This window comes from Streptomyces sp. E11-3 (assembly GCF_046540415.1).
Lineage (GTDB): Bacteria > Actinomycetota > Actinomycetes > Streptomycetales > Streptomycetaceae > Streptomyces.
The window spans coordinates 1,574,249-1,590,621 of sequence record NZ_JAZGRL010000002.1 but is presented as its reverse complement, the minus strand read 5'-3'; the positions used below and the strand labels follow the sequence as shown (position 1 = coordinate 1,590,621).

The window sequence follows — 16,373 nt, the reverse complement described above, 5'->3', positions numbered from 1 at the left end:
CTCGGCCGGGGCGCCCTGGGCCAGCAGGTCGAGCAGCCGCCGCACCGGGGGGTGCGGTGGCCGCTCGCTGCCCGCCTCTGTCACGGGGGTGAGCATACGGCGGTCGTCTCCGGTGGGATCAGCCGCCGACGGCGGCGGAGCCGGTCCTCGCCGCATCCGGCCGCGCCGGGTCGGCCCCGGTCGGCGCCGGGTCGGGCGCGGCCCGCACGGGGGAGGCCAGGCTGCGGCCACGGGTCTCCCGGGCGATCAGCGTGGCCACCACGGTGACCAGCGCCGCCCCGGAGAGGTAGAGCGAGACCGGGAACGACGAGTCGTACTCCCTGAACAGCTCGACCGCGATGATCGGCGCGAGCGCGCCCCCGATGATCGAGGCCAGCTGGGAGCCCATCGACGCGCCCGAGTAGCGGACCTTGGTGTCGAACATCTCGGAGATGAAGGCCGCCTGCGGCCCGTACATCGCCCCGTGCAACAGCAGCCCCACGGTCACCGAAGTGACGATCACCGGGAAGGACCTGGAGTCCAGCAGCGTGAAGAAGGCGAAGGCCCAGCCCGCCATGCCGACCGCCCCGATCAGGGTCACCGCCCGGCGGCCGATCCGGTCCGAGAGCGCGCCCCACAGCGGGATGGTCACGAAGTGCACCGCGGACCCGATCAGCACCGCGTTCAGCGCGTCGCTCTTGGGCAGCTCCAACTGGACGGTGACGTACACCAGCAGGAAGGCGGTGATGACGTAGTACGAGATGTTCTCGCCGAAGCGGGTGCCCATGGCGGTCAGCACCCCGCGCCAGTTCGTCCGGAAGACCTCGACCACCGGTGGCTTCTCCTGAGCGTCGGAAGCGGCCTCTGCCGCGGCCTTCGCCTGGGCCTCAAGGAAGACCGGGGACTCGGAGACCGAGACGCGAATCCACAGGCCGATCACCACCAGGACGCCGGAGAGCAGGAACGGGACGCGCCAGCCCCAGGCCAGGAACGCCGCGTCGGACTGGACCGTGGCGAGCAGCGCCAGCACACCGGTGGCGAGCAGGTTGCCGCCCGGTGCCCCGGCCTGCGGCCAGGAGGCCCAGAAGCCGCGGTGCTTGTCGTCCCCGTGCTCCGAGACCAGCAGCACCGCACCGCCCCACTCGCCGCCGAGCGCGAAGCCCTGGATCAGCCGGAGCGTGGTGAGCAGGATCGGCGCGCCGACGCCGATGGTCGCGTGGGTGGGCAGCAGGCCCATGGCGAAGGTGGCCCCGCCCATCATCAGCAGGCTGATCACCAGGAGCTTCTTACGGCCGATCTTGTCGCCGTAGTGGCCGAAGACGAGACCGCCGATCGGGCGGGCGGCGAACCCGACCGCGTAGGTGAGGAAGGCGAGCAGGGTGCCGACCAGGGGGTCGCTGTCGGGGAAGAAGAGGGAGTTGAAGACGAGCGCGGCGGCCGACCCGTAGAGGAAGAAGTCGTACCACTCGATGGTGGTGCCGATCAGGCTGGCGCTGATGACGCGGCCGATACCGGCCTTGGCGGGCTGGGGCTTCATGGATGAGTCACCGTTGTTCCGTGGGGAGGGGACGGGGGAGCGGAGCGGTGGGACGCGTCTCAGGCGGCGGTCCAGCCGCCGTCCAGGGGGAGTGAGGCGCCGGTGAGATGGCCGGTGTGCGGGCCGCAGAGCCAGACCACGGCGGCGGCCACGTCCGCCGGCTCGATGAGCCGCTTGACCGCGGAGCGGCTGAGCAGCACATCGCCGACGACCTGCTCCTCGGAGATGCCGTGGGCGTCGGCCTGGGCGGCGATCTGTCCCTCGACCAGGGCGGTACGCACATAGCCGGGGTTGACGCAGTTGCTCGTGACGCCGTGCGGGGCGCCCTCCAGGGCGGCGACCTTGCTCAGCCCCTCCAGGGCGTGCTTCGCGGCGACATAGGCGGACTTGAAAGGGCTGGCCCGCAGCCCGTGGACGCTGGAGATGTTCACCACCCGGCCCCAGCCGTGCGCGTACATATGCGGCAGCGTCCGCTGGAGCAGCAGGAACGGGGCGGTGACCATGACCTTCTGGATCAGCTCGAACCGTTCGAGCGGGAAGTCCGGCAGTGGTGCCACATGCTGCAACCCGGCGTTGTTGACCAGGATGTCGGCGCGGGCCGGCAGCCGGCGCAGGGCGTCGGGGTCGGCCAGGTCCACCGCGTGGGCCTCGCCGCCGACGGTTTCGGCCACCGTCTTGGCCGCGTCGGCGTCGAGGTCCACGACGTGCACCAGTGCTCCGGCGGCGGCCAGCGCGGTCGCACAGGCCCGGCCGATGCCGCTGCCGCCGCCGGTCACCAGGGCGGTACGGCCCGCGAGTTCGGCCGGGGCGGGCGAAGGGGTGAATGCGCTTGTCATGGCCGGAAACGTTAGGGACACCTGGCTGACGTGCCGATGTGTGTGACCGCCACAGTGCGCGAGGCGGCTGTGTGGGGTGCCACCAGTGTCCGGCTGGCCGACCGCACTCCACGTGTGTGACCGGGCCGACCGGCCGGGCGCGTAGGACCCGGCGCGGCCGGGACCCTCGACCGGTCGGCCTGGAACGTGGTTGAACGTAACACCACTGCAATGTCTTGCGGAAGACCTTGCGAGCCCGGTGAGGGCGGGATTTCAGGGTTGATACGAGAGCGTGTCCAGAGGGTTGACCGGAACCTGGCGGGATCGTACGGTCTCGTCCGCAAGAACTTTCTGAGAACTTGCAGCAAGAAATCTCCAGAGGCCTTACGGGCATGGCGCGTTGCCGGGCGAGGCTGCACCATCCCCCGCACTTCCCCCACAACTGGAGGAAACATGGCCCGCAGATCCCGTAGACCTGTCGCCGCCGCACTCGCCCTCGCGGCGGGCGCCGCGGCCGCGGTCGTCGCACCCGCAGGTGCCGCGCAGGCCGTCCCGCCCGGCGAGAAGGACGTCACCGCCGTCCTCTTCGAGCAGAAGTTCTCCTCGGTGGCCACGGCGTGCACCGAGAAGCTCGGCCCGGCCGGTTACGGCTACGTCCAGGTCTCGCCGCCCCAGGAACGTATACAGGGCTCCCAGTGGTGGACCGCGTACCAGCCGGTCAGCTACCGGATAGCCGGTCCGCTCGGTGACCGCGCCGCCTTCAAGAGCATGGTCGACACCTGTCACGACGCGGGCGTCAAGGTGGTCGCCGACTCGGTCATCAACCACATGACGTCTGGTTCCGGCACCGGGACCGGCGGCTCCTCGTACACCAAGTACGACTACCCGGGCCTCTACTCGGGCGCCGACCTGGACGACTGCCGCTCCGAGATCGGCGACAACTACCAGGACCGTGGCAACGTCCAGAACTGCGAGCTCGTCGGACTCGCCGACCTGGACACCGGCGAGGAGTACGTCCGCAAGACCATCGCCGGATACCTGAACGACCTGCTGTCGCTCGGCGTCGACGGCTTCCGCGTCGACGCGGCCAAGCACATGCCCGCAGGCGACCTCGCCGACATCAAGTCCCGGCTGAGCGACCCGAACGTGTACTGGAAGCAGGAGGCGATCCACGGCGCGGGCGAGGCCGTATCGCCGAGCGAGTACCTCGGCAACGGCGACGTCCAGGAGTTCCGCTACGCCCGTGGCCTCAAGCAGGTCTTCAACGGCGGGAACCTCTCCGACCTGAGCAACTTCGGCGAGGGCTGGGGCTTCATGGAGTCCGGCAAGTCCGCGGTCTTCGTGGACAACCACGACACCGAGCGCCACGGGGACACCCTCACCTACAAGGACGGGGCGAACTACACCCTGGCCAACGTCTTCATGCTGGCCTGGCCGTACGGCTCCCCGGACGTGCACTCGGGCTACGAGTTCACCGACTTCGACGCCGGGGCGCCGAACGGCGGCACGGTCAACGCCTGCTACCAGGACGGCTGGACGTGCCAGTACGACTGGCGCGAGATCTCCTCGATGGTCGGTTTCCGGAACGCGGCGCGCGGTCAGGGCGTCACGAACTGGTGGGACAACGGCGGCGACCAGATCGGCTTCGGGCGCGGTGACAAGGCGTACGTCGCCATCAACCACGAGGGATCCTCGCTGACCCGTACCTTCCAGACCTCGCTGCCCGCCGGCGACTACTGCGACGTGCAGAGCGGCAAGGGCGTCACGGTCAACGGCTCCGGCCAGTTCACGGCCACCCTCGGCGCCAACACGGCCGTCGCCCTGCACGCGGACGCCAGGAACTGCGAGGGATCGGGCGGCGACCCGGACCCCGGCGTCTCCGGCGCGTCCTTCAACGTCAACGCCACCACATCCTGGGGCGAAAACATCTACGTCACCGGCAACCGCTCCGAGCTCGGCGACTGGAACCCTGCGGGCGCCCTCAAGCTGGACCCGGCGAGCTACCCCGTCTGGAAGCTCGACGTCTCGCTGCCCGCGGGCACGTCCTTCCAGTACAAGTACGTCCGCAAGGACGGCAACGGCAACGTCACCTGGGAGAGCGGCGACAACCGCACCGCCACCGTGCCGTCCGACGGCACGGTCACGCTGAACGACACCTTCCGCAGCTGATTCCCCTCTCCGGCCGCCCCGCGCTCCCCCGCGGGGCGGCCGGATGCTCCGTACCCTCCGAAGGAGAGCCCGTCCCGTGATACCCCCGCCCACCCTGCGAAGAGCGGCCACCGCCGTCATCGCGCTCGCCCTGTGCGGGTCGCTCGTCTCGGCCGTGCCCGCGGCGGCCAAGAAGCCGCCCAAGCCGCCGTCCGACGCCAAGCTCGCCGCCCAGCCCGCGCGGCACGACCTGACCAGGGAGCAGTTCTACTTCGTCCTCCCGGACCGCTTCGCCAACGGCGACCCGAAGAACGACCGGGGCGGCCTGACCGGCTCCCGCCTGAAGACCGGCTACGACCCCGCCGACAAGGGCTTCTACCAGGGCGGCGACCTCAAGGGCATCACCGAACGGCTCGACTACATCAAGGGCCTCGGCACCACCTCCATCTGGATGGCGCCGATCTTCAAGAACCAGCCGGTGCAGGGCGCGGGCAAGGACGCATCGGCCGGCTACCACGGCTACTGGATCACCGACTTCACCCAGGTCGACCCGCACTTCGGCACCAACGCCGACCTCGAGAAGCTGATCGACAAGGCCCACGCCAAGGGCATGAAGGTCTTCTTCGACGTCATCACCAACCACACCGCCGATGTCGTCGACTACCAGGAGAAGTCCTACGACTACCTCTCCAAGGGCGCCTTCCCCTATTTGACGAAGGACGGCGTGCCGTTCGACGACGCCGACTATGCGGATGGCAGGACGAAGTTCCCGAAGGTCGGCGCGGACTCCTTCCCGTACACCCCCGTCGTCCCGGACGCCAAGAAGAACCTCAAGGTCCCGTCCTGGCTCAACGACCCGACGATGTACCACAACCGGGGCGACTCCACCTTCGCGGGCGAGTCCAGCCAGTACGGCGACTTCGTCGGCCTGGACGACCTGTGGACCGAGCGCCCCGAGGTCGTCGAGGGCATGGAGAACATCTACAAGACGTGGGTCGAGGACTTCGACATCGACGGCTTCCGGATCGACACCGTGAAGCACGTCAACACCGAGTTCTGGACCCAGTGGGCCACCACCCTGGACGCGTACGCCGCCAAGCAGGGCCGCGACGACTTCTTCATGTTCGGTGAGGTGTACTCCGCCGACCCGGCGATCAACGCGGAGTACGTCACCGAGGGCCGCCTGGACGCGACCCTCGACTTCCCCTTCCAGGAGGCCGCCCGCCAGTACGCCTCGCAGGGCGGCTCCGCGGCCGGACTGGCGAACGTCTTCGCGCAGGACTTCCGGTACACCACCGACAAGGCCAACGCGTACGAACAGGTGTCGTTCCTCGGCAACCACGACATGGGCCGCTTCGGCACCTTCCTGAAGCAGGACAATGCGGGGGCCGACGACGCCGAACTGGTCAAGCGGTACGGGCTCGCCAACGAGCTGATGTTCCTGTCCCGCGGCAACCCGGTCGTCTACTACGGCGACGAGCAGGGCTTCACCGGCGCGGGCGGCGACAAGGACGCCCGCCAGACCCTGTTCGCCTCGAAGACCGCGGACTACCTGGACGACGACCAGCTCGGCACGGACCGCACCCACGCCAAGGACGCGTACGACGCCAAGCACCCGCTGTACCGGCAGATCGCCGAACTGTCGAAGCTCACCGCCGAGCACCCGGCGCTGCGCGACGGCATCCAGGCCGAGCGCTACGCCGCCGACGGCCAGGGCGTGTACGCCTTCAGCCGGATCGACGCCGAAGCCCCCAAGCGCGGCCTTGTCGAGTACGTGGTGGCCACCAACAACGCCGACAGCGCCAAGACCGTGGAGCTCACGACCGAGTCCGCGGGCATGGACTTCCGTACGCTGTACGGCGGTTCGGGCGACGCGGCCACTGCGGCCACCGTCACCAGTGGCGCCGACAAGAAGATCAAGGTCACCGTCCCGGCGCTGTCCTCGCTCGTCCTCCAGGCCGCCGACCCGGTCGGCACCCCCGCCGCAAAGCCGTCGCTCACCCTGAAGGCTCCCAAGGCGGGCGCCACCGGCACCGTCGAGGTCTCCGCCGACGTCTCGGGCGGCGGCCTCAACCGCGTGGTCTTCGCCGCCCAGCAGGGCAACGGCAAGTGGCGGGTACTCGGCTCCGCCGACCACGCCCCGTACCAGGTCACCCACAAGGTAACCGCCGCCGAGGGAACGGCCCTGCGCTACAAGGCCGTTGTCGTCGACTCGGCGGGCCGCACCGCGAGCGACCTGGCCACCAGCACCGCGGGCGCACCCCCGGCCGACGAGGCTCCCGGCGGTGCGGTCGAGCGCGACTACGCGGTCGTGCACTACCTGCGCGCCGACGGCGACTACGACGGCTGGCAGCTGAAGTCCGGCGACACCAGCGCCCCCTTCACCGGCCGTGACGCGTACGGCGCCTTCGCCTGGGTCAAGCTGGACAAGGGGGCCAGTGAGGTCTCGTACACCGTCGAGAAGGACGGCACCGCCGACGGGCCCGAGCGCACCGTCGACCTCGTCAAGACCGGCGAGGTGTGGATCGAGCAGGGCAAGGACGGGCAGGCGGACCAGGCGCCCGACGGTGCCTACCCGCCGCAGGACGAGAGCAAGGCGGTCCTGCACTACCAGCGCGCCGACGGCGACTACGACGGCTGGGGTCTGCACGTGTGGACCGGCGCGGCGAACCCGACCGACTGGTCCAAGCCCCTGGAGCCGGTCCGTACCGACGCCTATGGTGCGGTCTATGAGGTGGAGCTCGAAGACGGCGCCACGTCCCTCAGCTACATCCTGCACAAGGGCGACGAGAAGGACCTCCCGTCCGACCAGTCGCTCGACCTCAAGGCCAACGGGCACGAGGTGTGGATGCTGAGCGGTCAGGAGAAGTACCTGCTGCCGCAGCCCAAGGGCGGCGGCGCGGACCTCGACCTGACCAAGGCCGAGGCGGTCTGGATCGACCGGAACACCCTTGCCTGGAACGGCAGTTCCAGCGCCGCGTCCGCCCAGCTGCTGTACTCGCGCAGCGGTGGTATCGCTGCCAAGGACGGCAGGCTCACCGGCGAAGGCGACGCGCGGTGGCTCCGGCTGAACGAGACGTCGCTCACCGACGCGCAGAAGAAGAAGTTCCCGCACCTGGCCGACGTCCGCGCCTACTCCGTGGACCCGCGCGACCGGGACCGCGTCCGTACGGCGCTCAAGGGTCAGATCGTCGCCACGCAGCGGGCCGCGAACGGCGCTGTGCTGACCGCCACCGGGGTGCAGCTCGCGGGCGTACTGGACGACCTGTACGCGGGCAAGGCCGCCAAGGCCGACCTCGGCGCGACCTTCGACCGCAAGGGCCGCCCCACGCTGCGCGTGTGGGCCCCTACGGCACAGCAGGTCACACTCCAGCTGGACGGCCGCCGCAAGCCCGTCGCCATGAAGCGCGACAGCGGCAGCGGAGTCTGGTCCGTCAGGGGCAAGAAGTCCTGGAAGGGGAAGGCGTACCGGTACGCCGTCAAGGTGTGGGCGCCCAGCGTCCAGAAGCTCGTCACCAACCAGGTCACCGACCCGTACTCGGTCGCCCTGACCACCGACTCCAAGCGGAGCGTCATCACCGACCTCGCCGACAAGCGCTTGGCCCCCAAGGGCTGGACGTCGCTGAAGAAGCCCGCCGCCGTGCCGCTCACAGGCGCCCAGATCCAGGAGCTGCACATCCGCGACTTCTCGGTCGAGGACGCCACGGCCAAGAACCGCGGCAAGTACCTGGCCTTCACCGAGAAGAACACCAAGGGCGCAAAGCACCTGCGCGAACTCGCCGAGTCCGGCACCTCCTACGTCCATCTCCTCCCGGCCTTCGACATCGCCACCATCCCGGAGAAGAAGCAGGCCACCGTCGACTGCGACCTCGCCTCCTACCCGGCGGACTCACCCAAGCAGCAGGAGTGCGTCGCCAAGGTCGCGGGCAAGGACGCCTACAACTGGGGCTACGACCCCTACCACTACACGGTTCCCGAGGGCTCGTACGCCAGCGACCCGGACGGCACCCGGCGCACGGTCGAGTTCCGCGAGATGGTCAAGTCGCTGAACGAGGACGGGCTGCGGGTGGTGATGGACGTGGTCTACAACCACACCACCGCGTCCGGGCAGGACGACACCTCCGTACTCGACAAGATCGTGCCCGGCTACTACCACCGGCTGCTTGCGGACGGCTCGGTCGCCACCTCCACCTGCTGCGCCAACACCGCGCCCGAGAACGAGATGATGGGCAAGCTGGTCGTCGACTCGATCGTCACCTGGGCGAAGGAGTACAAGGTCGACGGCTTCCGCTTCGACCTGATGGGACACCACCCGAAGGACAACATCCTGGCGGTGCGCAAGGCGCTGGACGCGCTGACCCTCGCCAAGGACGGCGTCGACGGCAAGAAGATCGTGCTGTACGGGGAGGGCTGGAACTTCGGCGAGGTCGCGGACGACGCGCGCTTCGTCCAGGCCACGCAGCTGAACATGGCCGGTACGGGCATCGCCACCTTCAACGACCGGTCGCGTGACGCGATCCGCGGCGGCGGCCCGTTCGACGAGGACCCGGGCGTACAGGGCTTCGCCTCCGGCCTCTACACGGAGCCCAACTCCTCCAAGGAGAACGGCACTCCGGCCGAGCAGAAGGCCCGCCTCCTGCACTACCAGGACCTCATCAAGGTCGGCCTGAGCGGCAACCTCCGCTCGTACTCCTTCACCGACACGCGCGGTCGTACGGTCAAGGGCTACGAGGTCGACTACAACGGCGCCCCGGCCGGATACGCGGACGCGCCGGGCGAGGCCCTGTCCTACGCGGACGCGCACGACAACGAGACTCTGTACGACGCACTCGCCTTCAAGCTGCCGCAGGGCACGTCCGCGGACGACCGTGCGCGGATGCAGGTACTCGCCATGGGCACGGCCGCGTTCTCGCAGGGGCCCGCGCTCTCCCAGGCCGGTACGGACCTGCTGCGCTCCAAGTCCCTGGACCGCAACTCCTACGACAGCGGCGACTGGTTCAACGCCATCCACTGGGACTGCCGGGACGGCAACGGCTTCGGGCGCGGGTTGCCTCCGGCCGCCGACAACAAGGACAAGTGGTCCTACGCGAAGCCGCTGCTGACCAAGGTCCCCGCGGCGGGCTGCCCGCAGATCGAGGGCGCGTCGGCCGCGTACCAGGACCTGCTGCGCATCCGCACCACCGAGAAGTCCTTCTCGCTGCGGACGGCGGACCAGGTCCAAGGCGCCCTGTCCTTCCCGCTGTCGGGGAAGGACGAGACGCCCGGCGTCATCACCCAGCAGGTCGGTGACCTGGTCGTGGTCTTCAACGCGACCCCCGAGAAGCAGACGCAGAAGGTCGCGGATCTGGCCGGAACGGGCTACAGCCTTCACCCGGTACAGGCCGACGGCTCCGACTCCACGGTGAAGTCGGCCTCGTACGAGGCGACATCGGGCACCTTCACGGTCCCGGCCCGCACGGTGGCGGTGTTCACCCGCTAGCCGCCGCTACGAGAACGACCGTGCCCCGCCCCGGACTTGCTCCGGGCGCGGGGCACGGTCGTGTCGGCCAGACGTTTCTCCAGCAGGATCACGCCGTAGGTGTCACCCCCGGCACCCTCCTTGGCGGTCTGCTCACCGACCACGGCGTACCCGGCTTCTTCGTAGTACGCCCGCAGCCGCGGGTTCGTCGCCAGACAGTCCAGGCGGGCCAACGGCCGTCCCGCCGCCGCGATCCGGCGCTCGGCGGCGTCGAGCAGCACCCGCCCGGTCCCGGCCGGGGCCGAGCTGCTGGTCATCAGCCGGTGTACGTAGCCCGCCACGGGCGGTTGCTCGCCCCATGCCGGAACGTCCTCCCACCACAACTCCCAGCCGCCCACGGCCTCTTCCGCGGCCTCTTCCACAGCCTCGGCGAGCCACACCTCGCCCTGCCGTATCCAGCGCCGGAAGTGGTCCGTGTCCTTCTCGCCGGGCTTCCACTGGTCGATGCCGTGGCCGATCATCCAGCGTGCGGCGTCGTCGTAGAGCCCGACGAGCAGGGCGAGATCGGCTGCGCAGTCCATCGCAGGACGGAAGGAAACGTTCATGCCGACCATGGTCGACGATCAGGCAACCCGGTCCGGCTGCGGGGCCAGTGAGATCAGGCGGGCGACCAGTTCGCCGAACGGGCCGTCCGCCGGTTCCGCCGCCAGGACCTCGCGCAGGATCGCGGCCATCTCCTCGTCGTACGCCGCGCTCACCGCGACCAGTGCCGCGAAGTCGTGCACGAGCTGCAACTCCAGCTCGCGGCGCGGGATGCGGCGGCCGTCCAGCCAGATCAGGGCCGTGGACTCGGCCAGCGAGACCCAGGAGCGTACGACCAGCTCCAGGCGGGCCGGAGGGCGGGTGATGCCGAGGTGGGACAGGATCTGCTCGTACGCGGCCTGGCGTACGGAGTCGATCAGGGCGTTGGTCGCCGAGGAGCCCACCGCGGGGCCGCCCCGCATCAGGGCCGAGAACCCGGGGCCGTGCTCGTCGACGAAGTCGAGGAAGCGGCCCATCACACGCAGCAGGCGCGCGCCCAGCGGGCCTTCGTGCGGCTCCACGAACCGCTCCGCGAGATCCTCGGCGGCCCGCCGCAGCGCGGCCTCGTACAGGCTCATCTTGCCGGGGAAGTAGTGGTAGACGAGGGGGCGGGAAATACCGGCCGCCGCGGCTATCTCGTCGATGGAGACGTCGTCGGGGGAGCGGTGGCTGAACAGCTCGAGCGCCACGGCGATCAGCTGCTGCCGCCGTTCCTCGACACCCATCCTGCGGCGCACCCCGGTCGTCATACGAACACTTTAACGGTCCGGGGTGCGATCCAGACCTCACAGGTCGAGCACCATTCCCTCACCACTCGCGCGTGACACGCAGATGAGCACCGAGTCGGCGCGCTCGGCGTCGGTCAGCAGCTCGTCCCGGTGGTCGATCTCGCCCGCCAGGACGCGCTGTTGGCAGGTCCCGCAGAAGCCCTGCTCGCAGGAGTACGGGGTGTCCGGCAGCTCCCGGCGCACGGCGGACAGGACGGACTCGTCGGGTGCGACGGTGATCGTCCGGCCGCTGCGCCGGAGTTCGACGTCGAAGGGCCCGTCGTCCGCCACCGGCCCGGCGGCCGTGAAGCGCTCCAGGTGCAGGGTGCAGCCGGGCGGCAGCGCGGCGGACACCGCGTCCATCAGGCCCTGGGGCCCACAGCAGTACACCGCGGCGGCCTGCGGTACGCCGTCGAACAGCGCGCCCAGGTCGGGCAGGCCCGCCTCGTCCTGCGGGACCACGGTCACCTTCTCCGGACCGCCCAGCTTCTCGATCTCCTCCAGGAACGGCATCGAGGCCCGGGTCCGGCCCCCGTACAACAGCCGCCACTGAGCCCCCGACGCCTCGGCGGCGCGCAGCATCGGCAGGATCGGGGTGATCCCGATGCCGCCCGCGACGAAGACGTACGCGTGCGACGAGACCAGCGGGAAGCGGTTGCGGGGGCCGCGTACCTCGACCTCGGTGCCCGCGTGCAACTGCTCGTGGACCTCGCGGGAGCCGCCCCGGCCGCCCTCCGCTGCGGGGATCAGCCGGGTCGCCACGGTGTACGAGGACGTGTCGTCCGGGTCGCCGCACAGCGAGTACTGGCGGACCGCGCCGGACGGCAGCACCAGATCCAGATGCGCTCCGGGCGACCAGGCGGGCAGGTCCCGTCCTTCCAGGCGTAGTTGGACCACCCCGTCGGCGACGGTGTCCCGGCCGGTGACCGTCATCCGGAGCGTCCGGCCCCGTGGACGGCCGGAGACCGGCTGCTCAAGGGCGGGCAGCGGCCACAGCGGCGAGCGGGCGATACGCCGCCGCATCGCCCGCCTGACGAGCAGCGCGGCACCGACACCGGCGAGGGTGACGACCGTGCGGGTGCGCGGCATCTCAGGCGGCACCCTTCTCGCGGGCCTCGGCGGCGCGTGCGGCGGGCGACGACGCGAGATAGGCGACGGCCTGCCTGGTCGAGCCCTCCTGCGACGGGTGGTAGGCGCGGCCCAGATAGCGGGGGATGGACCGGACCATCGCCCCCGCCGTCGGCAGCACGCCCTGCCTGCCCTTCGCGAAGAACTCCTGGAGGGACGCCTTGCCGTCGGGCAGCGTCGGGTCGTTGGCCATGAAGTACCGGGCCCCGCGCTGCCACAGGAAGACCAGCGCGCTGAAGGCCGTCGCCCAGGTCCTGGCCCGGCGCCGGTAGCCGCCGTCCACGTGCATGAACAGGTCGAAGGCGACCGAGCGGTGCTCGACCTCCTCGGCGCCGTGCCAGCGCAGCAGGTCGAGCATCGTCGGATCGGCGCCGCGCCGGTCCAACGCGTCGGCGTTCAGCACCCAGTCGCCCAGGAAGGCCGTGTAGTGCTCGATCGCCGCGATCATCGCAACCCGCTCCATCAGCCACCACTCGCGGGCCCTGCCCGGCGGCAGCGTACGGTCCCCGAGCAGCTTTTCGAAGAGCCAGTCGACCTGCGCGGTGTACGGCGTGGGGTCCAGGCCCTGCTCCCTGAGGTGCGGCAGCACCTCGTCGTGGGCCTGCGAGTGCATCGCCTCCTGGCCGATGAACCCGATGACGTCCGCGCGCAGCCGCTCGTCCTTGATGTACGGCAGCACCTGCTTGTAGACGTGCACGAACCAGCGCTCACCCGCGGGCAGCAGCAGGTGCAGCACGTTGATGGTGTGCGTGGTGAAGGGGTCGCCGGGAATCCAGTGGAGTGGCGTCTCCTCCCACGCGAAGGAGACCTTGCGCGCCTTGAGCGGTACGTGCTCAGACACGACGGGCTGGGGAAGCCGGGCCTGCTTGTTAGACATGGCGTCAATGTACTGACGGGTACGGCGGTGGCAACACCCTTGTGCGCCGGGTTTCTCACGCGGGGGCTCTCACCAGTCCACGGCCGCCCGTACGCATCCGGCGCGCAGCCCCGCCGCGTCGATGAACTCGGTGTGGGTGCCCGCGCTGCCGCAGGCGAACGCCCCGGACACCGACCCGGCGAGCACGCACCGCTCCACCGGCTCCCCGGCGAAGTGCGCCCGCAGGAAGGCGGTCACGAACGCGTCCCCGGCGCCGTTGGTGTCGACGACCGGCCGCTCGGGCCGTACCGCGGGGAAGTGCCGGACCTTCGCCTCGCCGCGCTCCAGGAGGTGGCAGCCGTCGCCGCCGTCGGTGGCGACCACCAGCCGGGCCCGGCCCTCGTCCAAGATCGAGCGCAGTACGTCGTCGAGCCGGTCGTGGATCGCGGCCGCGCTGAGGAAGACGTAGTCGGAGTGCAGCGCGTACGTACGGTGGTGCGGGTTCTCGCCGTCCCAGTCGTGCAGGTCGGTCGAACTGGTCACGCCCAGGCGGTGGATGTCCTCGTACAGGTCCCGGTTGTGGCCGACGATCGACAGATGGACGTGCCGGGTGCGCTCCAGGAATGGCAGCCAGAAGTCCCGTGGCAGGCGGAGGTCGGACGGGTGGCGGCCGTCGTAGAAGGAGAAGCGGCGGCCCTCGCGGTCGACCAGGTTGATGCCGCGCGGTGTGCCGTGCGGCGAGACGACATGGCTGAAGTCGAGGCCGTGCGCGGCGTACGCCTCCAGGATCGTCCGGCCCTGGATGTCGTCGCCGAGGAAGTCGATGAACTTGGTGGCGAGCCCCAGCGCCTGCCAGCCGAGCGCCACGCCGTTGCCGGTGTGGCCGACGTAGTCGCGGACCGGGGGCACGAACACCGAGTCGCCCGGTGGCACCTCCAGGGCGTCGACCCGGACGACCGTGTCGACTCCGGTGCCGCCGACGACCAGCACGTCGTAGTGATCCACCTGGTCCGCGTGATCCGTGGGGTGCATCTCCGCACTCCTCCCGTGAAAGTTGCAGAAAGACTATGCAGCGGGAGGTAGTTGTGGGGAGGGAGCAGGGCCTGCCCGTCGGATCAGGCTCTAGCGCAGACCCTTCACCTCGGTCCCGTCCGCGAGGCGGCCGGTCAGCTCCGCCCGGGCACCTTCCTCGGCGGGCACCGCGAGCACGTTGCCCCGGGCCGAGCCCTTGGCGCCGCCCGTCGCCGTCACCGAGGTGACGTCCTTGCTGCCCGCCGCCAGTACGTACCAGGAGCCGCCCGTGGACTTCCACAGCACCCCGGCGAGCACCCGCGCGGAGCGCGCGCCGCAGGCCGGTGAGTTCTCGGCCTTCGCAGCGATCGCGCCCGACTCGCTGCCCGGCGGGTGGAACTGCGCGAGCGTCCTGCTGCCGGTGCCGCGCCAGGTCTCCGCCCTGGTGCACTTCCAGGTGGCGGTGCCGTTCGCCTCGGGCAGCCGCTGGTAGGAGTACGGCCAGGAGTTCACCGTACGCACGCCGCCCGAGCCCACGGCGGGCAGCAGGCAGGCGGTGCCGGACCAGCTGGCGCGGGCCTTGGCGGTGGACACGTCGCGGGGGGACTCGGGGCGGCCCCAGGTGAGCTGGGCGGGGGTGAGCTCGCCGAGGTCGGCCAGGAGTCGGGTCGCGGTCGCGTCGCGCAGCTCCAGGGTGTTGACCGTACGGCACTCGCCTTCCCGTACGGGGCTGGCGAGTGGATCGGTGACACCGTCGGCCGCGCGCTTCAGCGTCTTCGGTCCCGCGTCCGGCGTGAGGAGGTCGCGTACGGCCGTGCCGCGCACCCAGGGGGCCGTCAGATAGCGGACGTTGCCGTTCTGGCGGCCCGCCACCACGGCACCGGAGCCCGCCTTGTCGGCGCCGTCCACCCGCGCGAAGTCCAGCGCGACCCCGCCCTTCCCGCCGCGCGGCTCGGCGTACCGGACGATGCGCAGCCCGTCGTACAGCAGCACCACCCGCGCCTGGTCGACCTCGCCCGCGTACAGCAGCTGCGCGGGGCCCGGGGGCGCCCCGGACGGAGTGCCGGGGGTCGCCGAGACCTGGACCGACTCGCCGGGCCGCGCCCAGACCGCCAGCGCCCGGCGCAGCAGCTCCTTGTCGTCGGTGAGGGAGCCGCGCGCGGGCCACACGGAGAAGTCGGTACGGGACGAGTCCTGCCAGGCGGCGTTCGGCGCGGTCGTCAACTTGGCCGGGTCGAGGGCCGCTTCGGCCGCCGGGTTCTTCGCGTACGGAGGTGCCGCGGCCCCGTCCGGGCCCCAGCCGTCACCGGGCAGCCCGAGCAGCGCCCCGCAGACCAGCACCGCGGCCGTCGCGGCGAGCGCGGCCTTGGTGTGCTGGCGGCGGCGCATCAGGTCGGTGGGCCTGGCCTGGAGCGAGCACGGGTCGAACTCCGGGGACCTGAGCAGCGCGTACGGCGCCTCGATGTCGTCCGCCTCGTCGAGCGCGGCATGCGGGTCGACGACCCCGGCCGCGTCCAGCAGCCTGTGTACCTCCGTGTCCGGCAGCCGCTCCAGACCGCGCAGCACGAACGCGGCGCGCGCGGGGCCGCTCAGTGTGGACAGCTGTTGGTCCAGGGCGAGTTCGTCGGCGCCGCCCGAGCGTGGGAAGAGGCTGAGGCCCCACACCTGCGGCAGCAGCGGCGGCAGCTGCGCCCGCCGGGGCCAGGCGATCCGCCGCGGCGGCAGCCCCGCCCGCAGCGCGCCGCGCAGCACCCGCAGCCGCACATACGCGTACCCGGGGTCGCCACCGGGCCCCTGCGGGCCGCCGCCCTGCCCGGGGACGGTCACGCCCTCGCCCGTGACGCGGCCCCTGGGCAGCGCGCGCTGGGTGAGCGAGTGCGCGGTCAGCACGCGGCGGTTGCGGCCGAGCGACGGCGGCAGGACCAGATAACCCAGGCGCACCAGGCGCGGGTAGTGCTCGACGAGTGCGGCCTCGGCCTGCTCCACATCGACCGTGGGGTCGGACGGGTCGGACGGGTCTGATTCGGGGGAGGGGCGCGTGGCGACATCCGGAGAACTCACGTTCAGCAAAACGAGCGAATCATGAGATGGT

The 16,373-nt window shown here is 70.8% G+C and carries 10 protein-coding genes; 2 read left to right on the top strand and 8 right to left on the bottom strand.

Annotation, left to right across the window (positions count from 1 at the left end):
* Window positions 1-118: 118 nt before the first annotated feature.
* Both U9R90_RS26265 and U9R90_RS26260 read right to left on the bottom strand, forming a co-directional pair.
* Window positions 119-1,516, bottom strand: coding sequence for an MFS transporter (locus U9R90_RS26265; RefSeq protein WP_411059147.1), 1,398 nt, complete (start codon window positions 1,514-1,516; stop codon window positions 119-121).
* Window positions 1,517-1,575: 59 nt separating this feature from the next.
* Window positions 1,576-2,352, bottom strand: coding sequence for a 3-hydroxybutyrate dehydrogenase (locus U9R90_RS26260; protein ID WP_411059146.1), 777 nt, complete (start codon window positions 2,350-2,352; stop codon window positions 1,576-1,578).
* A 432-nt stretch (window positions 2,353-2,784) separates the two neighbouring features.
* Between U9R90_RS26260 and U9R90_RS26255 the strand changes: the two genes are divergently transcribed.
* Together U9R90_RS26255 and pulA are read left to right on the top strand one after the other, a co-directional pair.
* A complete protein-coding gene (locus tag U9R90_RS26255) occupies window positions 2,785-4,500 on the top strand; it encodes a carbohydrate-binding module family 20 domain-containing protein (protein ID WP_411059145.1) in 1,716 nt (571 codons plus the stop codon).
* A 43-nt stretch (window positions 4,501-4,543) separates the two neighbouring features.
* Entirely contained in the window at window positions 4,544-9,958 is a 5,415-nt protein-coding gene (gene pulA, locus U9R90_RS26250; protein ID WP_411059144.1) for a pullulanase-type alpha-1,6-glucosidase, read from the top strand.
* On the opposite strand, the gene U9R90_RS26245 is transcribed toward pulA, so the two are convergent.
* The 6 genes from U9R90_RS26245 to U9R90_RS26220 form a co-directional block, all read right to left on the bottom strand.
* Complete coding sequence (locus U9R90_RS26245; RefSeq protein ID WP_411059143.1) at window positions 9,955-10,542, bottom strand: GNAT family N-acetyltransferase; 588 nt, start codon at window positions 10,540-10,542, stop codon at window positions 9,955-9,957. The two genes, pulA and U9R90_RS26245, sit on opposite strands and share 4 nt — an antisense overlap.
* An 18-nt stretch (window positions 10,543-10,560) precedes the next feature.
* Complete coding sequence (locus U9R90_RS26240) at window positions 10,561-11,268, bottom strand: TetR/AcrR family transcriptional regulator (RefSeq protein ID WP_411059142.1); 708 nt, start codon at window positions 11,266-11,268, stop codon at window positions 10,561-10,563.
* A gap of 36 nt (window positions 11,269-11,304) precedes the next feature.
* A complete protein-coding gene (locus U9R90_RS26235; RefSeq protein WP_411059141.1) occupies window positions 11,305-12,375 on the bottom strand; it encodes a PDR/VanB family oxidoreductase in 1,071 nt (356 codons plus the stop codon).
* Between the two features lies 1 nt (window position 12,376).
* Window positions 12,377-13,291 (bottom strand): metal-dependent hydrolase, encoded by a 915-nt coding sequence (locus U9R90_RS26230; RefSeq protein WP_411059140.1) that lies wholly within the window; start codon window positions 13,289-13,291, stop codon window positions 12,377-12,379.
* A 69-nt stretch (window positions 13,292-13,360) separates the two neighbouring features.
* Complete coding sequence (locus U9R90_RS26225; protein ID WP_411059139.1) at window positions 13,361-14,302, bottom strand: carbohydrate kinase family protein; 942 nt, start codon at window positions 14,300-14,302, stop codon at window positions 13,361-13,363.
* Between the two features lie 90 nt (window positions 14,303-14,392).
* Window positions 14,393-16,342, bottom strand: a complete 1,950-nt coding sequence (locus tag U9R90_RS26220) for a hypothetical protein (RefSeq protein ID WP_411059138.1) — start codon at window positions 16,340-16,342, stop codon at window positions 14,393-14,395.
* Between the last annotated feature and the right edge of the window lie 31 nt (window positions 16,343-16,373).

Excerpts from the sequence above, each read along its gene's own strand:
- U9R90_RS26265 (WP_411059147.1), bottom strand. The coding sequence starts at position 1,516 with ATGAAGCCCCAGCCCGCCAAGGCCGGTATCGGCCGCGTCATCAGCGCC.
- U9R90_RS26260 (WP_411059146.1), bottom strand. The coding sequence starts at position 2,352 with ATGACAAGCGCATTCACCCCTTCGCCCGCCCCGGCCGAACTCGCGGGC.
- U9R90_RS26255 (WP_411059145.1), top strand. The coding sequence starts at position 2,785 with ATGGCCCGCAGATCCCGTAGACCTGTCGCCGCCGCACTCGCCCTCGCG.
- pulA (WP_411059144.1), top strand. The coding sequence starts at position 4,544 with ATGCTCCGTACCCTCCGAAGGAGAGCCCGTCCCGTGATACCCCCGCCC.
- U9R90_RS26245 (WP_411059143.1), bottom strand. The coding sequence starts at position 10,542 with ATGAACGTTTCCTTCCGTCCTGCGATGGACTGCGCAGCCGATCTCGCC.
- U9R90_RS26240 (WP_411059142.1), bottom strand. The coding sequence starts at position 11,268 with ATGACGACCGGGGTGCGCCGCAGGATGGGTGTCGAGGAACGGCGGCAG.
- U9R90_RS26235 (WP_411059141.1), bottom strand. The coding sequence starts at position 12,375 with ATGCCGCGCACCCGCACGGTCGTCACCCTCGCCGGTGTCGGTGCCGCG.
- U9R90_RS26230 (WP_411059140.1), bottom strand. The coding sequence starts at position 13,291 with ATGTCTAACAAGCAGGCCCGGCTTCCCCAGCCCGTCGTGTCTGAGCAC.
- U9R90_RS26225 (WP_411059139.1), bottom strand. The coding sequence starts at position 14,302 with ATGCACCCCACGGATCACGCGGACCAGGTGGATCACTACGACGTGCTG.